This is a genomic window from Shewanella ulleungensis (assembly GCF_014648315.1).
GTDB classification, from domain to species: domain Bacteria; phylum Pseudomonadota; class Gammaproteobacteria; order Enterobacterales; family Shewanellaceae; genus Shewanella; species Shewanella ulleungensis.
In genome coordinates this window covers 74,808-93,460 of the sequence record NZ_BMQW01000001.1, presented here as the reverse complement: position 1 = coordinate 93,460, position 18,653 = coordinate 74,808, and the positions used below count along the sequence as shown (strand labels likewise).

Annotated in this window: 15 protein-coding genes; all 15 read right to left on the bottom strand. The window is 39.0% G+C overall.

Annotated elements, in window-relative coordinates:
* Positions 1 to 2: 2 nt before the first annotated feature.
* Entirely contained in the window at positions 3 to 1,010 is a 1,008-nt protein-coding gene (gene tssG / locus IEY40_RS00410; protein ID WP_188952305.1) for a type VI secretion system baseplate subunit TssG, read from the bottom strand.
* The gene (gene tssF, locus IEY40_RS00405) at positions 1,007 to 2,836 is read right to left on the bottom strand and encodes a type VI secretion system baseplate subunit TssF (RefSeq protein WP_188952303.1); all 1,830 of its coding nucleotides are present in this window, start codon (positions 2,834 to 2,836) and stop codon (positions 1,007 to 1,009) included. The genes tssG and tssF overlap by 4 nt, the downstream gene beginning before the upstream one ends.
* A complete protein-coding gene (gene tssE, locus IEY40_RS00400; RefSeq protein ID WP_188953419.1) occupies positions 2,833 to 3,297 on the bottom strand; it encodes a type VI secretion system baseplate subunit TssE in 465 nt (154 codons plus the stop codon). Before tssE ends, tssF begins: the two co-directional genes overlap by 4 nt.
* A gap of 33 nt (positions 3,298 to 3,330) precedes the next feature.
* On the bottom strand, positions 3,331 to 4,119 hold the full coding sequence (locus tag IEY40_RS00395; RefSeq protein ID WP_188952301.1) for a type VI secretion system accessory protein TagJ: 789 nt from the start codon (positions 4,117 to 4,119) through the stop codon (positions 3,331 to 3,333).
* 14 nt (positions 4,120 to 4,133) lie between these two features.
* Positions 4,134 to 5,669, bottom strand: coding sequence for a type VI secretion system contractile sheath large subunit (gene tssC, locus IEY40_RS00390; protein ID WP_188952299.1), 1,536 nt, complete (start codon positions 5,667 to 5,669; stop codon positions 4,134 to 4,136).
* Positions 5,670 to 5,720: 51 nt separating this feature from the next.
* Positions 5,721 to 7,214, bottom strand: a complete 1,494-nt coding sequence (tssC, locus tag IEY40_RS00385; protein ID WP_188952297.1) for a type VI secretion system contractile sheath large subunit — start codon at positions 7,212 to 7,214, stop codon at positions 5,721 to 5,723.
* Positions 7,214 to 7,714 (bottom strand): type VI secretion system contractile sheath small subunit, encoded by a 501-nt coding sequence (gene tssB / locus IEY40_RS00380; RefSeq protein WP_188952295.1) that lies wholly within the window; start codon positions 7,712 to 7,714, stop codon positions 7,214 to 7,216. Before tssB ends, tssC (IEY40_RS00385) begins: the two co-directional genes overlap by 1 nt.
* Before the next feature lie 41 nt (positions 7,715 to 7,755).
* Positions 7,756 to 8,859 (bottom strand): type VI secretion system protein TssA, encoded by a 1,104-nt coding sequence (gene tssA, locus IEY40_RS00375; RefSeq protein ID WP_188952293.1) that lies wholly within the window; start codon positions 8,857 to 8,859, stop codon positions 7,756 to 7,758.
* A gap of 252 nt (positions 8,860 to 9,111) precedes the next feature.
* Entirely contained in the window at positions 9,112 to 9,882 is a 771-nt protein-coding gene (locus tag IEY40_RS00370) for a PP2C family protein-serine/threonine phosphatase (RefSeq protein ID WP_188952291.1), read from the bottom strand.
* Positions 9,873 to 10,604: a type VI secretion system-associated protein TagF gene (gene tagF, locus IEY40_RS00365; protein WP_188952289.1), complete on the bottom strand. Its 732-nt coding sequence runs from the start codon at positions 10,602 to 10,604 to the stop codon at positions 9,873 to 9,875. Before tagF ends, IEY40_RS00370 begins: the two co-directional genes overlap by 10 nt.
* The gene (gene tssM / locus IEY40_RS00360; RefSeq protein WP_188952287.1) at positions 10,586 to 14,134 is read right to left on the bottom strand and encodes a type VI secretion system membrane subunit TssM; all 3,549 of its coding nucleotides are present in this window, start codon (positions 14,132 to 14,134) and stop codon (positions 10,586 to 10,588) included. Before tssM ends, tagF begins: the two co-directional genes overlap by 19 nt.
* A gap of 23 nt (positions 14,135 to 14,157) precedes the next feature.
* Entirely contained in the window at positions 14,158 to 15,444 is a 1,287-nt protein-coding gene (gene tssL, locus IEY40_RS00355; RefSeq protein ID WP_188952285.1) for a type VI secretion system protein TssL, long form, read from the bottom strand.
* 24 nt (positions 15,445 to 15,468) lie between these two features.
* Complete coding sequence (gene tssK, locus IEY40_RS00350; RefSeq protein WP_188952282.1) at positions 15,469 to 16,797, bottom strand: type VI secretion system baseplate subunit TssK; 1,329 nt, start codon at positions 16,795 to 16,797, stop codon at positions 15,469 to 15,471.
* Between the two features lie 24 nt (positions 16,798 to 16,821).
* The gene (gene tssJ, locus IEY40_RS00345; RefSeq protein WP_188952280.1) at positions 16,822 to 17,292 is read right to left on the bottom strand and encodes a type VI secretion system lipoprotein TssJ; all 471 of its coding nucleotides are present in this window, start codon (positions 17,290 to 17,292) and stop codon (positions 16,822 to 16,824) included.
* 22 nt (positions 17,293 to 17,314) lie between these two features.
* Positions 17,315 to 18,628, bottom strand: a complete 1,314-nt coding sequence (tagH, locus tag IEY40_RS00340) for a type VI secretion system-associated FHA domain protein TagH (protein ID WP_188952278.1) — start codon at positions 18,626 to 18,628, stop codon at positions 17,315 to 17,317.
* Positions 18,629 to 18,653: the final 25 nt, after the last annotated feature.

The window sequence follows — 18,653 nt, the reverse complement described above, 5'->3', positions numbered from 1 at the left end:
AATTAAATCATTAAACTTTTTGTTTGTTGTCCGTGCAGCGCGCGGCTCATTAAACCACAGCCTAACCCGAGCCCAATAGCTGACTTAGACAATTGAGCTGTGGGCGCATCTTTTTGTTTTATTTCTAAAAAAATCTTATATTTTACTGATTGCCCCAAGTAACCTGACACCAAATCTTTCAACGCTTCATAACTGGCAGCACCGGGCATAAATTGAGTAACCGTTGCACCTTCTTTTGGCTTGATATTAATACTCACACTAGAGTTAATATCCCATACACGGCTGCCAATACTGGCATCAACACCCAAACGAGCATATTGCCCTTCCGGCATGCTTCTACTTGCCATGCGTGTTTGTTCTGTCTGTGATAAATGCTGCCAACGCCCTTGAAATGAGCAAACTTCAACTTGACAACCTGTAAAGTCATTAAGCATTCTTCGCAGCGATTCTGCACTCGGGGTTTTAGTGTGATTAAACCCTGCGTAATACCGATTGATTGATTTTTTACCGCTTAACAAGCTTAAGACATGGGTAAAACTGTCTGGTTTACATGCCGTTGATGATTGATAATTAACTGAAAAACGATATTTTTCCCAAGCACGGTAAAACAACGAGATGATACGGTGATTAAATAAGTCATAAAAATCGCGCATTCCGGTGTCTTTCAATCTTAAGCGTTCTAGTAATAACTCTGTGTAATGGGAGGGTAAAACACCGCTTGGACCTGTTAACCCCATAAATGACACATGCATATCAGCCGCTAATTTATCATCCTGATTGTACTTAATAGGCTGAACATCACTGATAGCCTGGCCAGGAAACCCAAGATGTTGGTCAGATTTAAAACGCAGCAGTTCTTGCTGTGGTATGGCATCAAAACCAACTTTATAGCCCTGTTCTCGACCTTGACCTAGTTGTTGCTGAAACTGATATACGGCCTGATAGAAGTCGTGTTCAGTTGGCGAATCAATTATCGCTTGTAACTGCTGATGAATGTTATCAGGCATCATAATAACGCCCTTTGACCAGAACGAGCAGGCCATGTATGTGCCACGGAATTTTGGTCTTTAAAACGCATACTTAAGCGAGTAAAGCTATTGATTGCTGCAAACTGTGCAAAGAAGTGATCTAAGATTGAACAAAAGAAAAACACGCCGCTGCCAGAGTAATGATCTTTAACAAAAGTGATTTCTATATGGCTACCACTGCAAAAACTAATTCTTCCATGTTGATTTACTCGCGCGGTATCAGGCTTAACTTCGACAAAATGAATATTCTCGATTAAGTTTTTATTTTCAGGAGAACATTTAAAGTCATATAACTTAAGGGTTTCTTTTAAGTTAACTAATGCATCTTTACCGCTAAAGCTATCAATAGATAGATGAGTGACAAGTTGCCAGCGTGACGCGTCGCTTAGTGACGCTCTAACAGGCAATGTAGGTGCCAATAAGCACTTAACATGTTTAATAATATCAGCACGTTCAGGAACAAACATTTTCGGCTCGTTTGTACCAAACGGCAAATGTGCGGGTAGATTACGATTGCTGCATTGAGCGGTAATACTTAAAATCCACGCACCATAATCTTCTTCTGCTTTAAAGCCCTTAAAGTTATGATCAACTAACGATAAAAATGACTCTGTGCCTAATTCAGCATAACCTCCCGACCAACTCGCCGATTCGCGTCTTACATGCCAGAATAAATTACTATGACCTAAGTATTGTGGATGCGACTCACCATAGAATGGCGTCACTTCAACTCGATTATCTTTAGGATCGTAAGCAATGACCTCTTGTACATTAATGATTTCAGTCACTTCTGAATCCGAATATCGTGCTGCTAGCTTATATTCATATTGTGATGCATCGACATTGACGGGTTCTAATTTTTGCTCAAAAAGATTGATAACAGGCGTGCACCCTAACAAGAAATGACTGGCAGTGACTTGTTTTTCGAGATCTTGTGAGCCTTCTTTCAAATAAATGAACAATGAAAACTTATCGTCTATGCCCTTCCAGCTATCGTCTAAATCATCGATGTCGAAGAATAGGAATTTTTCAGGGAAGATGAAGTTTTCGAGTAATAATCGATACCCTGCGCTACTGCGTTGGCTATAAGGAATAACTTGTTGTTCATCATCAAAACCAACCGCCTTCAAATGTCGTTTAGTTAAAAACTGACATACTGTTTGCTTCTCATTTACCAGCGCAAAACCAAGGCTATGCTCAAATAGTAATTGGTATAGTTGAAATGTCTGATGATCTTGACCATTCAGGAAAAAGCGTAATTTATTCACCCCAAGACTGGGCATGCTGACTTCTTCAAACTCACCGGCAATATCAAGTTTAATAATCGCTTTTGCTCGTTCTGGCCATTGCGGTTCAGGGGCATTAAACGGTGCATTCTGAAATTGTGCTTTTTGAACTTCTATTGGCCACAATTTCATATCGTAACAGGTTTGAAAATGGCAAGTTTTCATACCTTCGACTTGGGTATCAACCTTGGTTAAACGAGGAAGTGTTACCCCTGTCGTTGATAAATTTTCGGTCGTAACCTTAATCACAGACATTGACGGAATTGGCGCTTGATAATCAGGATATAACTGTCCTAATAAGGCTTCTGTTAATTCAGGAAAGCTGTCATCTAATTTCTGTCGTATCTGTGCCGTTAGTAAAGAAAAGGCTTCAATTAACCTTGATACATGTGGATCTTCGACATGCTCATCACTCAAGCGTAAACGACCAGCGACTTTAGGGTATTGCTCAGCAAATTCAGCTCCCATATGGCGAATAAATGCCAATTCACGGTTGTAATACTCCAATAATTCTTGATTCACAGTATTCCCTCGTTAACTATCATCGCTAAATGGACAGGCTCAACTTCAGAGTCAAAAGTAATGTATTCAGGCTCTGGTTCTGCATATAACAATGCGTTTATTTTCAGTCTTAATACTCGGTCAAGAGGCTGTTCGTTATCTACGGTTTCAACCATAACTTCTAAAAAACGAGGTTCAAATCGTTTAATCGTATCGGCAACCTGTTTGCACAACAATTGACGGCCATCGAGGCTCGCAACCGGCATTGACGAAAAGTCTCTCAGACCATAGTTCATCAATGAATGATCGAGTTCTTTTAAGTGTTCTGGCCAGGTTTGCCATTGCAACTTCGCATTTAACAAGTTCTCTAAATCACGTCTGACATTCGATCTTAATTGACGTAAATTAAGACCTCTATGACTGTCTTTAACATCTTGTTCTTCAGGAGCATCATCAATTAATCTATCTAAAATTGATGCCATAATGGGTTGTTGGCTTTTACTTAACACATCAACCTACTGTAAAACTGGAGTCGAAATTTTACTGATTTGATTTAATGCAACTGCGTTATCATCAGCAAACCACATTTTTAAACCTTTACCAGTCATGACTTCTGTTGCTATTTCTTGCCAATCTGTTTCACGGCCTAATTTTTGTGCATCGGTTTCACTGCCCGCATAAACCATAGGAATATGTGCTTCACCACTAGGACCATTTTTGATGGCCAAATCAACTCGACGCCAAACCATTTCGAGTAACGATGTTACTGGTTTAAAATTGATATAATCAATTTCAGATAATTGCGCTAAATAAAACTCACCATCAGTACCAAAAATTTCAACAAAACCGCCAACAGTATCATCGAGATCTCTCACTTCCTCTGTCATCTTGTCACTCAGCATTAGACTCACTTGAGGACGTGCAGACTCAAGATTATTAGCACACTCGCTAATGTCTTCTTTCGCGTCAGTCATAGCCAAGCGTAATTTCATTAGTGCCTCAACATGCGCATCTGAAGTCGCAAATAATTGTGGTACTGCTTTACCCAGCATAAAATCTTGTCGTGCTTGTTCTGCACGAATGAGTTGACGCAAATTTGCCGCACCTATAAGAAAATCAGGGTGTTTCTGCACTAAGAAATTCAATTGTTTATCAGCACGTTCTAATTCGCCATTAATGCACAATAATTCAACGTGCTTACTCTTAAAATCTACGTTCATTGGGTCATCTTTTAAGTATGCTTCAATAAACTGTATGGCTTCTTGTAACTGGCCGTTTTGCAGCATTTGCTCAATCTTTTTCATGGAATACCTTTAGGTTAATTTCTTGATGTCAGTTCCGTGACCAATTTAATACTGGACACCATCTGATCTAATTGAAAATGAGGTTGTAACTGGATAATTGAATAGAAATGCCCAGGTTTACCACGCATTTCTTTCACTTGTACTTGCGCATTACGTAGAGGATATTTGCTGCGCACTTCATCAGAAGATACATCTGATGCGGTAGTATATTTGTGAAGCCACAACTGCAGTTCTCGCTGACATGCCTCAGCAGAATGCAAAGAGCCAATTTTTTCTCGACCCAGTACTTTAATGTAGTGCGCAAAGCGAGACACACATAAGATGTACTGCAACATCGATGACAACTTGGCATTGATGTTGTCTTCGGGTAAATCATATCTAGGCGGCTTTTGTACTGATGCATTACTGTAAAATACTAAATGCTCGCACCCTAGTACCGGAGATAAAGGAATGAATCCTTGATCAGAAAATGCTTTTTCTGCACGATCACTGATGAGTAAGTCAACAGAGGGCTTCATTCGCTTACGATATAAATCTGGTTCATATTGGCTAACAGCTAAATCACACACCAAACCTTTTTTACGCGCACCAGGTTCCAAACCTCGAATATGGCCAAACCAGCCAGACTCACTAAATGCACGAATTAACACTCCCCCAAAGGCATAAGCAGCATTGCCCCATAAATGATCTTTTTTAGGGTTTTTAATCGATTCTTTAAATTTGAAACCTTCACTACGAGTGCCATCAATAAGATACGGTGAACGCATAAGAATGTTAGGCATAGTTAAACCAATAAAGCGTGAGTCATCCATTTTTCGCAATGAATTCCATTTAATATATTCATTTTGTTCAAAAATTTTTGCGATGTTCATGTGTGCAGATAAATCGGCGAAATCATCTGCCCCGAACAAAGAAGGGCTCGCTGATGCAATAAATGGCGCGAATGCTGCGGCTGCAGTGCGCGATATTTCTTTTAATACATCGATATCGTTAGTTGAAATACCTGGGCGTGATTTATGGGTAATTTGATAATCACCAATTAAAGTGCCAAATGGTTCGCCACCTGACATGTCATATTCGTTGTTATAAATCAGCTTAAAAAAGTCACTTTGGTCGAATTCAATGGCGCGATTAATGTCCTTAGACAACGTCGTCCAGCAACAGTCGAGCATTTTAACTTTTACTTTTTGATCTTTATCATGCAGCTCTTGTTGATTAACAAGGTAAAGTAAACCTCGCCAACTAGCTTCTAACGCTTGAAATGCATCATGATGAATAATGGCATTGATTTGTTGTTCTAGTTGTCTATCAATGCGTTCAATCGCCTTTAGCAAAAAAGGGAGAACAGAGGTTTTATCAAATTGAGACAGTGAATGACTTGAGTTTTCTAGCCACAACAATAACGACCTAGTCGAGTCCGATTCTCGTAAGAATCGTTCGACTAAGTGTTTATTTTTAAGTGCCTGTGATGAAGAAGATACAGGCTTTTTAACACCAGTATCTTCTTTGAAGATTTCACTTGTTACAAATGAAATGGTTTCATGCGGCATCGTTTGTTTCTATCCTTGAAAACAAATGAGGGTCACTGCGTTAACGCGTGATTATCCTACTTTAGGGATTTTCGCGACTAAACGTAAAGAAGCTGTTAGCTCTTCCATTTGTAACCAAGGGCGTAACCATGCAACTGCATTGTATGAACCAGGTTGACCAGGAATTTCTTTCACTTCAACTTTAGCGTCTGCTAATGGGTACTTAGCACGAATTTCTTGTCCACCGCCCTCTGATGCGTTAACAAAAGACAGGATCCAACGGTTTAGCCAAGCTTCAACATCTTCAGCTTCCATAAAGCTGCCAATTTTATCGCGTGCCATTACTTTTAAATAATGAGCAAAACGAGACGTTGCCATCAAGTAAGGTAGTCGAGCTGAAATAGCCGCATTCGCGGTGGCATCATGGTTGGTCATTACTTTCGGTTTCTGGCATGATTGCGAGCCAAAAAACACTGCATAATCAGTATGTTTGTAATGACATAGAGGTAAGAACCCTAGTTTGCTTAACTCAGCTTCACGACGGTCTGTAATACCAATTTCGGTAGGACATTTTAAATCTGGGTCACCGTCATCACTGGTAAATACGTGTGCTGGTAACCCTTCAACTTTACCACCGCCTTCTGCACCACGAATTGCAGTACAAAAGCCATATTTACTAAAGGCTTGGCCCATATTGGTTGCCATAACATAAGCGGCGTTCATCCAGCAGTAATCATCATGATCAGCGACTTTTGAACGGCCAGTTGCAGCGTCAATATCAAACTCTTCATAACAAAACTCTTCTACCGGTTTTGTCGCTGAACCATATGGAAGACGAGCAAGCACACGTGGCATAGTTAATGTTACGAAACGCGAATCATCGCTGTCACGGAATGAACGCCATTGTGTGTATTCTAAAGATTCAAACACCTTTTCAAGATCACGTGGTTTACTCAGTTCAGTCCATTCATCAAAACCAAACAAAGATGAACCCGCAGCTGAAATAAACGGACAAAAGCCCGCAGCGGCAACATTAGACATTAATGACAGTGCTTCAACATCTTCAGGGTGATTACTAAATTCATAATCGCCCACTAAACAACCATAAGGCTCGCCACCAGGTGTACCAAATTCAGACTCATAAATTTTCTTGAACATTTGGCTTTGGTCAAACTCAACGGCTTTACTTAAATCCTTATGAAGCTCTTTTTTAGACAAGCTCATAACTCGGATTTTAAGTGTTTCGTTCGTTTCAGAGTTTTTCACTGTATGGTGCAAACCACGCCAGCTTCCCTCAAGCTTTTGTAACTCTTCATTGTGCATAATTGCCGCTAACTGTTTAGAGATAACTTCATCTAAGCGGTCAATGGCTTTATTAAAGGTCACAGTAAGGTTTTTATCCCATTGTACCGTTCCTTTTAGTGCTTCTTCGGTTAACGAACGAATAAGCTCTTCTGCACGAGACGAATCGGTTTGTTTTGTAGCTACAATCGCCTGCTCTAAAATTGAAACACTCTGTGTTTGCTCTTCAGATACAGCATCTAATGTCGCGGCTTCCATGCTCATTATTCAGCTCCTTTGAGATTTAATTCACCTGCTAACTGGTCTAAACTGGTTGTGTTGTTCAACACTTCTTCTAGAATGTTTTCAAGATTCTCTGAGCGGTCAACTTTAGTCATTAAGTCACGAAGCTTATTTCGGGTTTCCATTAATTTCTTTAACGGTTCAACCTGATTAACAATCGCTGCAGGCTCAAAGTCTTCAATACTGTTAAATTGCAGCGCTACTTTCATTTCTGAATCATCGCCAGCTAATGTGTTGGGTACTGAAATATCAAGCTTAGGACTCATACGCTTTAATACGTCATTAAAGTTATCGCGGTCGATTTGTACAAAACGACGATCTTTAAGAGGCTTTAAATCTGCGGTGTTATGGCCAGTAAAATCACCAGTGACACCAATAACGAAAGGTAATTCTTTCTTTACCATTGTGCCTTCTGTTTCAACGTCATATGTAATATGAACACGCGGTTTTCTTACTCGCTTTAATCTATCATGTACACTCATTTGAACTCCTTTCAATAATATGTTGAGTAATCAACTACAGATTAATCTTCAGTTTTTATTCCAGATAACTTGAAGAAGCCATTCCTCGCTTCACCATCTTGGATTAACTCTTGCAACAACTCAGGTAAACTGAGGTCGCTCCACCGTATGACTTGTTCTATCGCATAAGACATAGGCGAATGTGGTTCTGTACGACGGAAAAAGTCAGCGATTGATTCAAGGTTGTGGATGGCTTGAGCTCTCGTGTTTAGCTGCCCATCAATCCCAGTCGATACAGTTTGGCTTTCAATCTCGCTGCTTTGAACTTCCGGCGTATGTTGTTCTTGTTCTTTATCAGTTTTGTTTTTGGCTATAATGGGAGCTGTAATCGAGTTTATTTGTAATGCACAAGCTTCTAGTGCTTTACGGATATAACTCGTGGGTTGTGGCTCACCTTTCATTGCATCGTCCATTGCAGCAGATAGTCGACTAAATGCTTTAATGGCGTTGTTAATATCTTGATGTAATTCGATAAAAAAGCTATCTGGTGTTTCTTTAATGCTGTGTTCTACATCCTCTAACGATACTGAACCCGACTCAAAACGTTTCTCTTGTTTGTCTTTATCTAAACGACTGGTATCAAGAGCCTGCTCATATTGCCAAGTTGAATAAACAATACTGCCATCGGTAATCGGTATCGTTCTTATGGGATGTATCAATGAACCTTCACTTTCAATCCCATTGAGGCCAATTAGTGGTGCTATCCGTTCAGCTAAATCATAAGGTTCTGGTGTTGGATACAGGGAGTCCCAAAAGCGCTCTATTAATTCAGAAGCGAGATTGAAACCAAAAGACAATCCTTTAAAACCGTGAAGACGACAAGCCGATTCGATAAACCATGCAACGTACTCAATATCTTTTGACTGTTCTTGTAAAATATGAGGAACTTGCTCAAATATTGGGCGCCACTCTGCTGCAACAGACAAAACATCCTCTTCATCTGTCAACGCTTTACGTTCTTTAGAACGTGCAATATTTCGTACATCTTTGAGAAGATAATACGTCGAAGTCGGGCTAATATCTTCACGAGGATCAATACCAGAATCTGAATCATCAGAAATAGGAAGAATTAATTCGTCAATAGATAAATCTTTAAGCTTACTCAATCTAATTCAGTCCCTGAACAAAATGATTAATAGACAATAATAAAAGCATAAAACATCAAAAACAATACGCAACATAGTATTGAACCAATATTAAACATAAAATATTGACCAACAATAATCACAAGTAATAATAAAAAACATAAATTACACCCAATGTAATTACATTATAAATAATGTTACTTAACCAGTACTAAAGTAACAAAACAAATGTTAATACATATTACATTATTAATTTTATGAATAACCATACAATTAATATGTGAAAACCGGTATGGTTTTATCATTATCGTCAACCAAGGATTTATTAACTTGAGTATTCTTGACTAAAATGCAGGTTACATTGTCACGAGCGTTTCTGACTAAGGAAGCATGTAATAATGCTAATCCTGAATCTATGATATTTCCTGATTTGATCGTTCGCTCTATTTCAATGTCGTTTAACTCTTTGTTAAGGCCATCACTACAAAGTAAAAAGACATCACCGACTTTAACTTTGTCAGTACGATGATCAATATCTAAAGTGTTATCGACACCTACAGCACGAGTAATCACATTAGCAAGAGGATGTGATTCTGCTTCTTCTGGCAGTAATAAACCTTCATCAACCATATCATTGACTTGACTGTGGTCTTTTGTCACTTGATTCATTTGTTGATCGCGTAGCAAATAAATTCGGCTATCACCAACCCATAATAAATGATAACTATCTTGATAAATCCAAAGCACAACAACGGTGCTACCAGCGACCTTACCTTCTAACTCTTGTTCGCTCATTTGCTGTAAAGCATGATTACTTTTCAATAACGACTGCTTTAACATATCCAAAGTAATGTTTTCAGGCTTTAGGTGTTCAACTGCCTGCTGGATACCATCGATAACAAGTTGGCTCGCAACATCTCCTGCAGCATGGCCTCCCATTCCATCAGCAACGACCCAGATACCAAGATGCGGTAATTCTAAAAAAGCATCTTCATTGATTTCTCTGACAGTTCCCCTGTGTGTTAATGCATGGCTTAAGTGCATGGCGTTGACTCCTTTACAAGTTCTGCAATATTCCATCCGCGAGCTTCCCATTGACCATTCAACATGGAGATAAACTGGCTGATTTGTGGCAAACCTTCAGTAACAATCAAACAGGGCTCAACGTCATCAGAACCTTCTGTCCACCAAAGACTATAACTGTCGAAGCGTTTTCTATATTGCTGATCAAGCAGCAACAATACATCTAGTGAGTCATCACCTTTAATAACCCATGCTTTTTTATTCTTATCTAATGATTCATGCTCTGTTAAACGTTCCTTATTTGCTCGGATTGATAATGATTCTGATAAAATCGATTTCAACCATTTATCTAGATCTATTTCGTCTTCAAGAACTTGTAATATCTGCTGTTCAAAAACATTGATCCATTCGCTTTTATGCCATCCACGTACTGCTGATTGATGGTGAAATCCTGCCAGCGTAAAGGGGTAATGACGACCAACATGGTCAACACTTGGGATCACCGTCCCAACGACGGCTTGATCACAACATACACCTGCAGATAGCGAAAAATGCCAAATAGGACTGGTCAAGTAATAGTCTAACCAGTCATGCTCAGTTTGTTCTTTACTCACTGCAATAACCGCTTGTAACCAATCATTCCAGTTTTTTAAAAAATCAACATTCAGGTTCTCTTGAATAAAATCGCCTTTAGAAGGGACTTTTCCACAATAGCCGACTGAAGTTAAAGGTTCGCAGGACATCTAAACTTCTCCATGTTCGCCATCCAAAATGGATTGTTTACACTGTTTGCCGTCAACTTAAGTACAGCGTTATACCCTTTAAGGTCGATAAATAACTTACCGTCCTTCTTAGTTTCTGGACGTTTTTTACTGAGCTCATCAAGCAATTTGAAAAATGACCACTCGCCTTCGTACTTTTTATTGATTGAACGCCCGCCATTAGGTGGAGAAAATGCGATTCTTGTTTCATTATTTGCTCCAGGTCCTGGCCAGGTAAAAAGCTCTTTTCGAGTCGGTCCATGTCGATATTTAAGTTGTTGTCCATCGATCTCAAATAAAATCATACTGACAGTACTATCTAACAACTCTGGTTCTAATGAAAAGTTAACAATAGGTTGTTTGGATCCAGGCTCGAAAAATGCTTCCTTGATAATTTCGGCTCTTTGATACATTTCAAGAATGTCATTGCGTATGCCGATGTTACGCTTGAAGCGCCAAGGTTTTTTACTGGTATCGACATGTGTCGCGAGGTACTGATCCCAAAACTTATCTAATGTTCCGCCGTAGCCAAAGAACTTACTAAAATCTTTCAGTCTCACTTGCTCATTAGACTTACGATCGAAAGGGTACCTGCCAGCTATAGCACGATTAAATTCAGCCAAAACTTGAGAACGCCATATACCGTTAAAACGTTGGCTTTGGTTTGATTTAGCAAATGAACGAGTTTTGTAAGCCACTTCGCTCAACCAGTTTTTAATTGGTTGTGGAAGGTCAATAAGTTGTTCAGACAGAGTGCTTCCTAATTGGGCAAAACTTTCTTCTGTTGCTTGGTTAACCACATTTGCTTGACCATCTGCTTGCATTGCTAATTTATTGTAATTGCGATTAAGTGCACGCAGCGTTGTTTGAATCTCATCAACATCTGCTAGGTTAATTTTTAATAGTTCAGTAAAGGCATATTCAACATCTTTACCCGGTAATTCAGTGTCTAATGTAATGTCTGTATCAGGTAACAATCTATTTAACTGTGCCTTTTTAGAACGAAATGCTACATCACTAAGGTTGTCAGCCACTTCAGCTGCAGCTTTTAGATTATTTGAATCCACGGGTAACTTAGTTAAATTTACATTTTTTTGTACTGCTGCAATGATGGTCTTTATTGGTTGATCAGGGCTAGCAAGAGCTGCAGTAACACGTTCGGCTTCTTCACGAGTCGAATAGGGTTTAACTGCAATATCACTTAAAAAGTCTTCCCAATAAAAGATATAATCACGAATATATCTCTTCTCTAATTCTTGGGTAATCCTTTCTTTAGCTTGATCATCTAATACTGCTAAGTCGTCTCCATAAACCCAACTATCAGCAGTTAAATTTTTAATGATCTTATTTTTTTCTAGGCTAAAAATACCGTGAAAACCATTAAACGTATAAAGGCCTGGAATGCCTTGATTAAACTGTTTGCCACTGATAAACATGAGTCCATCTAAGCTATCTAAACTTAGGATATCAACGAGTTTAAAGTCAGGGATACTACCGTTAGAAAAGTCATTTTTTAAGCGTTGATAAGCTCGTTCAACTAAAGGCAACATAGTCAAGTTAGCTCGTGCAGTGTCAACCGTCGCACTATCATATTTATCGCCACGGTTTCCTAAAGACAAGAGCGTATCAATGTGTTGGTTTAAGGCTATTCTGGTATCGTTATTTACATCACCTATCAAGTTTCTATCTATGTATGCAGAAAACCAAACTTGCACATCACTTTTATCAAAATGCTCAGGAGAAAAGAGCATTAAGTATGTTTTCAACGTTTCATATAGGTAATTTAGGTGCTCGCCATTGGCATCCATCTCTTCACTTAATGTTGCTTGTAAAAACGGCATTAAATGTGTTTCTAAGGCTCTGTGATAAGCCGCTGTCGCTGGCTGTTTAAGCTTTTCACCTTGGTATAAGCCAAAAGTATGTGCATCATCAGCCTTATCAGTGCCAAATCCAACGGGTAAGTCACGGATCAATGACAAACCTTGGGTTAGTGTTACAACGTCAGACTTTGCGTTTAAACCACCATTCGTTATGGTTTTATAGTCTGCAACCCCTTGAAAAGTCTCATCAATAAGCTGTCGATTCCAATCGTAACTTTGCCACCAAACATAACTGGTCATTAAAGTGATACAAGCAGCTGCCCCTAATGAAATTTTACGCAGCAACTTGTTATGATTTGCGTGCTTACGATTGGTTGAAGCTAAATTTTTCTCAGGGAAAATAACGTCTTCTAACAGTCGCTTTATAAAGTAGCTACGTTGTTTATTAGCCGCAAATGTTTTTGTTTTACTCTTTATGCCACTTGATAAATGATTAGAAAGGTGATCTATAGGTGTCCCCTCTTGCGTGGCACTTGTTAGGTAAACACCACGCAGTAAAGGCGCCTCTTCATAGGCATTTGGTGCAAATATTTCTTTTAGAAAATCATCTGCTGAGCTTTGTAATAATCTTAATTGCTTAGGAAACTCATAAATAGCCGCACGTCGCTCTAAATCTAATTCATTCTTTAAACGGCTATTTAAACGTGCATTTAAATTTAATAATAAATCATGAAACTCTTTGTTAAATGAACTAACAATGTCGGTTTCTTCATTGTCAGTATTTAAAGGGAAAGTAATACCCCAAATTTGTTCGCAATCTTCTTTTGTTAAATCGTCAAAAAATTCGTTAAATCCAGCCACTAAATCTGATTTAGAAAATAAAACATAAACGGGAAAAGTCATCCCTAATTGATTTTGCAGCTCTTGAAGGCGTTGCTTAATAGCACGTGCATGAAGGTTTCGCTCAGTTTTAGTCTGATTTAATAAATCAGACATCCCCATGCTGATAATCACGCCATTGATAGGACGAACTGGACGATATTTCTTGAGTAAACCTAAGAACCCCTGCCATGCACGCGAATCTTGCTTAACGTGACTATCTTGAGTTGTGTAGCGACCCGCCGTATCAATTAATACTGCTTTATTGGTAAACCACCAATCACAATGTCTTGTACCGCCAACACCTTCGATCATATCAACACCCATTTTTTCTTTTAATGGGTATTCAAGTCCTGAATGTTGAATTGCGGTAGTTTTGCCACTGCCTGGTGGACCAATCATGATATACCATGGCAAATCATAAATACTTTTATTTTTGGTCAGCTTAGTGCTTTTAAGAATATCTAACGCTTGAGTCATCTTATTCTGTAAAACAGTTATTTCACTTTTAGCTAAATCATCGCCAGAGACACTGTTGCCCTCCTCGCCATTAATTAAGCTATCAACCATTTTCTCGCTTTGCTTTTTTTGACTGAGTTGTTTAGAAAAATGAATGGCGCCAAAAATAATAATAATAACCAGTAATAAAATAATCCTAGTTGCTGCAGATGCCAGTGGTTCATATCCTGCTATGGCCAATAAAGGACCACCAAACCAGATGAGTAATGCTAAGCACGTAAACCCAATAATGGTAATCGCCCATTTCGATTTAAGTGTTTCGACAAATCCTTTGCCAATTGATTTTACAGACATTGATGCGATTCCTTTATGTCACATTAAAACAATAAGTCGATTTCAATTCGACGATTTAAGGCGCGATGTTTCTCGCTATCATTAGCCACTCGCGGTTCTGACTCTCCACGACCTTCTGGCCATAGACGACCACTGAGAGATGCGTTATTTGCAAGAACATTGGCCACGGATGTTGCCCTAGCCAATGATAAATGCCAGTTAGAGGGGTATTTAGAAGTAAAGATAGGTTCGTCATCGGTATGACCGGTAATTAAAATTTTGCCGTCTGTGCTTTCTAAAGTACGGGCTATTTTGGCTAAAATAGCTTCAAAATCTGAACGAGGTTGAGTGTTGCCTGAAGCAAATAATTCAGTTGCTCCAATTCGGATCCTCACTCGGTCATTTAGCTGCTCAACTTCTAGCAAGCCTTTACCTATTTCAGTTTGTAATAACTTTTCCAGTAGCAATGCTTCATCGCGGCTTAATTGCTGCTGTGCTTCTACGGTTTTTTCCCAAGGTACTATTGAAGTTAACTCTTTATAGGCTTCAGAAGAGTAATTATTAATACTGTAGTTAAAACCCATATAGATAAATAAAATAAGTACACTAAACAGCGCACCGATAACCCATAATGGAAATGGTTGTTCAAAGGTTAAATTAGGCACTATATTTTGTCGCCATCCAGGAGACAGCTCGCGATGAAAGTCGCCTTTACAAGATTGGATCGCTAGGTACGTTCTCTCACGTAATGCTTCTAATTTTTGGTTACCTTGAGGCTCAACTCTCATTTTTCCAACAAAGCCGAGCGTTAGGCATAAATACATCAACTCAAGTAAATTACACTTTTCCGCCGGATGACGAAGTGACGCATCGAGTAAGGTATAAAAATACTCCCCGCCGAGCGTTTCGTTATGAAAAGTTGAAAGGAGACTATCTGAAGCCCAGTAGCTTTGTTCTCCCCAAGGAGTGTTTAATACCACTTCATCAATAAAACAACATAAACAATACCGAGCAGATTTAATGTCATCAGATGCGAGATCTGCATTTCTGAGTTGTTGCTCATAATTTTTAATTAATTCAACACAGTGAACTCGTAATGTATTCACATCATCGTGTTGTGTGCTGTTTCGTAGTTGAGTACAAATCGACAATAATGTTCCGGCAAAATCGACTATCGGATTTTGCGATAAACTTAATTGAGAACGATTAGTTCTACTATCTGCTCGCTGATCTTGAATTAACGTTTTCTGGCTATCATCGACTTTGGTTTTATTGCCAGCCATACCCGCCCCTTTCCCTGGACGGGGTTTAACGATGGTTTTATCGTTCACAACATTATCCTTAATATTTGGCGGTTAAATACTCACGGCCCAAAGTTCAAGTTGAAGATCTGGATAGGCACCTGATATATGCATAGCAACTCCACCACTTGATTTAAGCTTTACCCAATGACTATTATTTTTATCTAATTGGAAGTAGTGATAGCCAGCATGATATGGCACTTGTCTTGGTGCTACTGGTAAGTTAGATATACCAATACCAGGTAATTGGTTATTAACAAGTTCACGAATAGACTCAACAGAACCAATCTTAATTTGTGATGGTAAACGTTGACGTAACTCATCATTTGGTACGTTAGCTTTAACAGCCAAGATGAACTCAGCATTGTCCAACATACTTTTATCTGCAATAGTTGAGAAATACACCCCAAATTTTGTTTTCTCTAATATCAGTTCGGTCGCACTTTGCTCTAAGACACTGCTTAAACCGTGATTCACAATAACCATGGTGTTACTAAACACGTAGGTTAAATTATCATGTTGATATTGAGGGAAATTTTGTGGGCGTTTACTCGGACTACTGAAGGTAGACAATTCGCCTGAGAAACCAATTAATGTGCGGTATAACACTTCAGGGTGAATATGATTAACTAAACTATAATGTTCAAAAATTGGCTGATATTTATTTAATAATTGCAGCATTAAGAAATCAGCAATAGAACTTGAAGTGCCTTGAGATTGGCTTAATCGACCCGCGATTGCTTCTGCGCGTTGGTTAATCATACCTGTCACTTCTGTGGTGACGTTCATCAACGCTTTGATGTGTTCTATACCTGTGCATGCCGGAATAAATTTTTTGTCTAAACGGATCACACCTTCTTCTGTCACATCAATAACTCTTGCGATTGCGATTGAGACATAACCGGAACGATCTTCACTTTGTAATTTTAACCGGCAATCTAGTTTCGCAACTTGTAATACTTCCATAGCATCAGAGCCAACACTCGTGTCGACAATATTGTGATCTTCGTAAACATATCGAGTAATCTGGTTTTGTTCAGAAGACGAAATATTTAAGCCATTACTTTTAGCGACCGGCAGCACAATATAAACAAGCTGGTCAAAAGTACCTGTCGGTATTGTAATTGCCTTGGGTAATGGGCTTTGCTCAGGTAAGCACGCTAAGGTGTTATCTGGAAATACGCAGTCAATTCGGTCTAAACCAAATTGACCTAATGGCAACAGACTATAGTTCACTTCATAACTCACAACACCCCATGCTAATGGATTATTATTGTTTGCTATGCGTGCTTGCTGGTGTTGCAAAAAACGCTCTTGCTGTTGCATATGTTGTGGACGAAGAAACATGCCCTCTGTCCATGCTATTGGGCTAAAATCGCTCATAATTTCCCTATTTATTCACAACAATTATTTTTCAGAGTTATAAACGGCTATTTTCTCAATGTTAATGATGACGTCGTCATAACCAGTTGGATCAACCGATACAACCGAGCGCCAACGCGACGAATCAATATCGCGGTATGCCACAATGACACCAACAAAGCGCGTATTATTGCCAAGAGACATTGAGTACTCTCGTATTTCTGATGGTTGTAGCTCTAGCTCATCTTTACGAATAAGATCGGGTCCAAGTACGCTTTCAGCAGACTCATCGAGCGTAAAAAAATCTTGAGTATCAAATATTGTTCTAGACGATAATTCGAAAATCTTAACCACTACCGGTGAAGGACGGTTATTAATGTCAGGATTGACATCTGCACTTGCGTTGAAAGTAATGTCTGTTGACGGAGGTACTACTGCGTTAATGGTTTTACAACCTGTAACGAGTACTAACATACTCATCAATACAATTTGATATAGACCTAACTTCAATTTCATTTATTAGCCCTTAGTAAATTAATTATAATGTTTTGATTTTATTATCATATGCTTTAACAAAATCGTCTGATAATGCTGCTGCACTGTCTTGCATGAATTCAGATTTTAAGTCTGAATGTAGGCTTCGATACACTTTCCATTGCCGGACCTGTTTTTGGCCTGGAACGAGCAAGCTGGTAATCGATTGCCCTTGGCTTTTTGTTTCAATAGCATCTGGATCTAATTGATTTAGTAATCCACGAATAGCACCTAAGGTTCCGGCGGTTAATGCTGTGTCGTGTTTTCTACCGTCATTAAATGCTTCCGTAATCGCTTGTTGCGAAGATAAAAAGCTAGCGCTTTTTCTTAAAAAGAGATTTTGAAATACATCATCAATGGTGGCAGAAAACTTTAATGGATTATTTTCTCGCTGTTGGAATGTGGTTTGATTAATTCTAAATTCTGTTTTTAACTTAGAACGTTGACGTAATGAGTCCATTAACCCTGTCAGCATCAGTTGCATATTTTGACCAAGTTCAAACATCAACTCTTCGCTCAACACGCCTGCGTAATCTTGCTCATTAACTCCCATTCCTTGAAAGAAAGCTTTAGTTAACGAAGATGAAGGTGTGACTTGATTATTAACGTGTACATTCGCAACAGGTGAGGCATTAGATATTGTTGGAGATTCAGTACTCACAGCGGGCTGTTGAACAGCAGATGGCTTTGATTGCTGTGTAACTGGTAATGCAGTCTCTATTGGCTCTGGCTGACCAAAAATAGCTTTATCCCATTCTTCTGGAATTGAAGCTGGTGGTTGAAAATGGTCTTGTAAATCAGCATTCATATCAGACAAACCTGCCGATTGCTGCCTAGATTGCTTTAACAACATAGCAGAATCAAAACCCGCTAAGTCAGAGTCAACACCAGAATGAAGCATCGATGACACCGTTGAAGAAGCCGCTTGATGATTAATCTTTGGTGTAACGGGTAATTCTTGCTCATGTTGAGGAGCTTGATAATGGGTATTAACTTGTTGCACGGGCAACTTGGCACTAATTTCGTAATCACCAAATGTAAATAAATCATCGTGCTCAACCTTGTGTTCTCGGTTAGCACCTAACGCATCAACAGCGCGGTTGACGTAAAGACCATTGGTTGATAAATCTTCAATATAAAAACCATCGCTACGCTTAGTGATCCTAGCATGAGTACCAGATACCACTTTCTCAGGATCAGGTAAATACCAATCACATGTATCAGATCGACCTAAGGTTAATGTATCAATAACGTCTTTTGTTATGATTTGCTCAGGGGATAATCTGTGATAACTCACAATCTCTAGCGATAATTCCATTTTATTACATCGTCCTTTATCAACT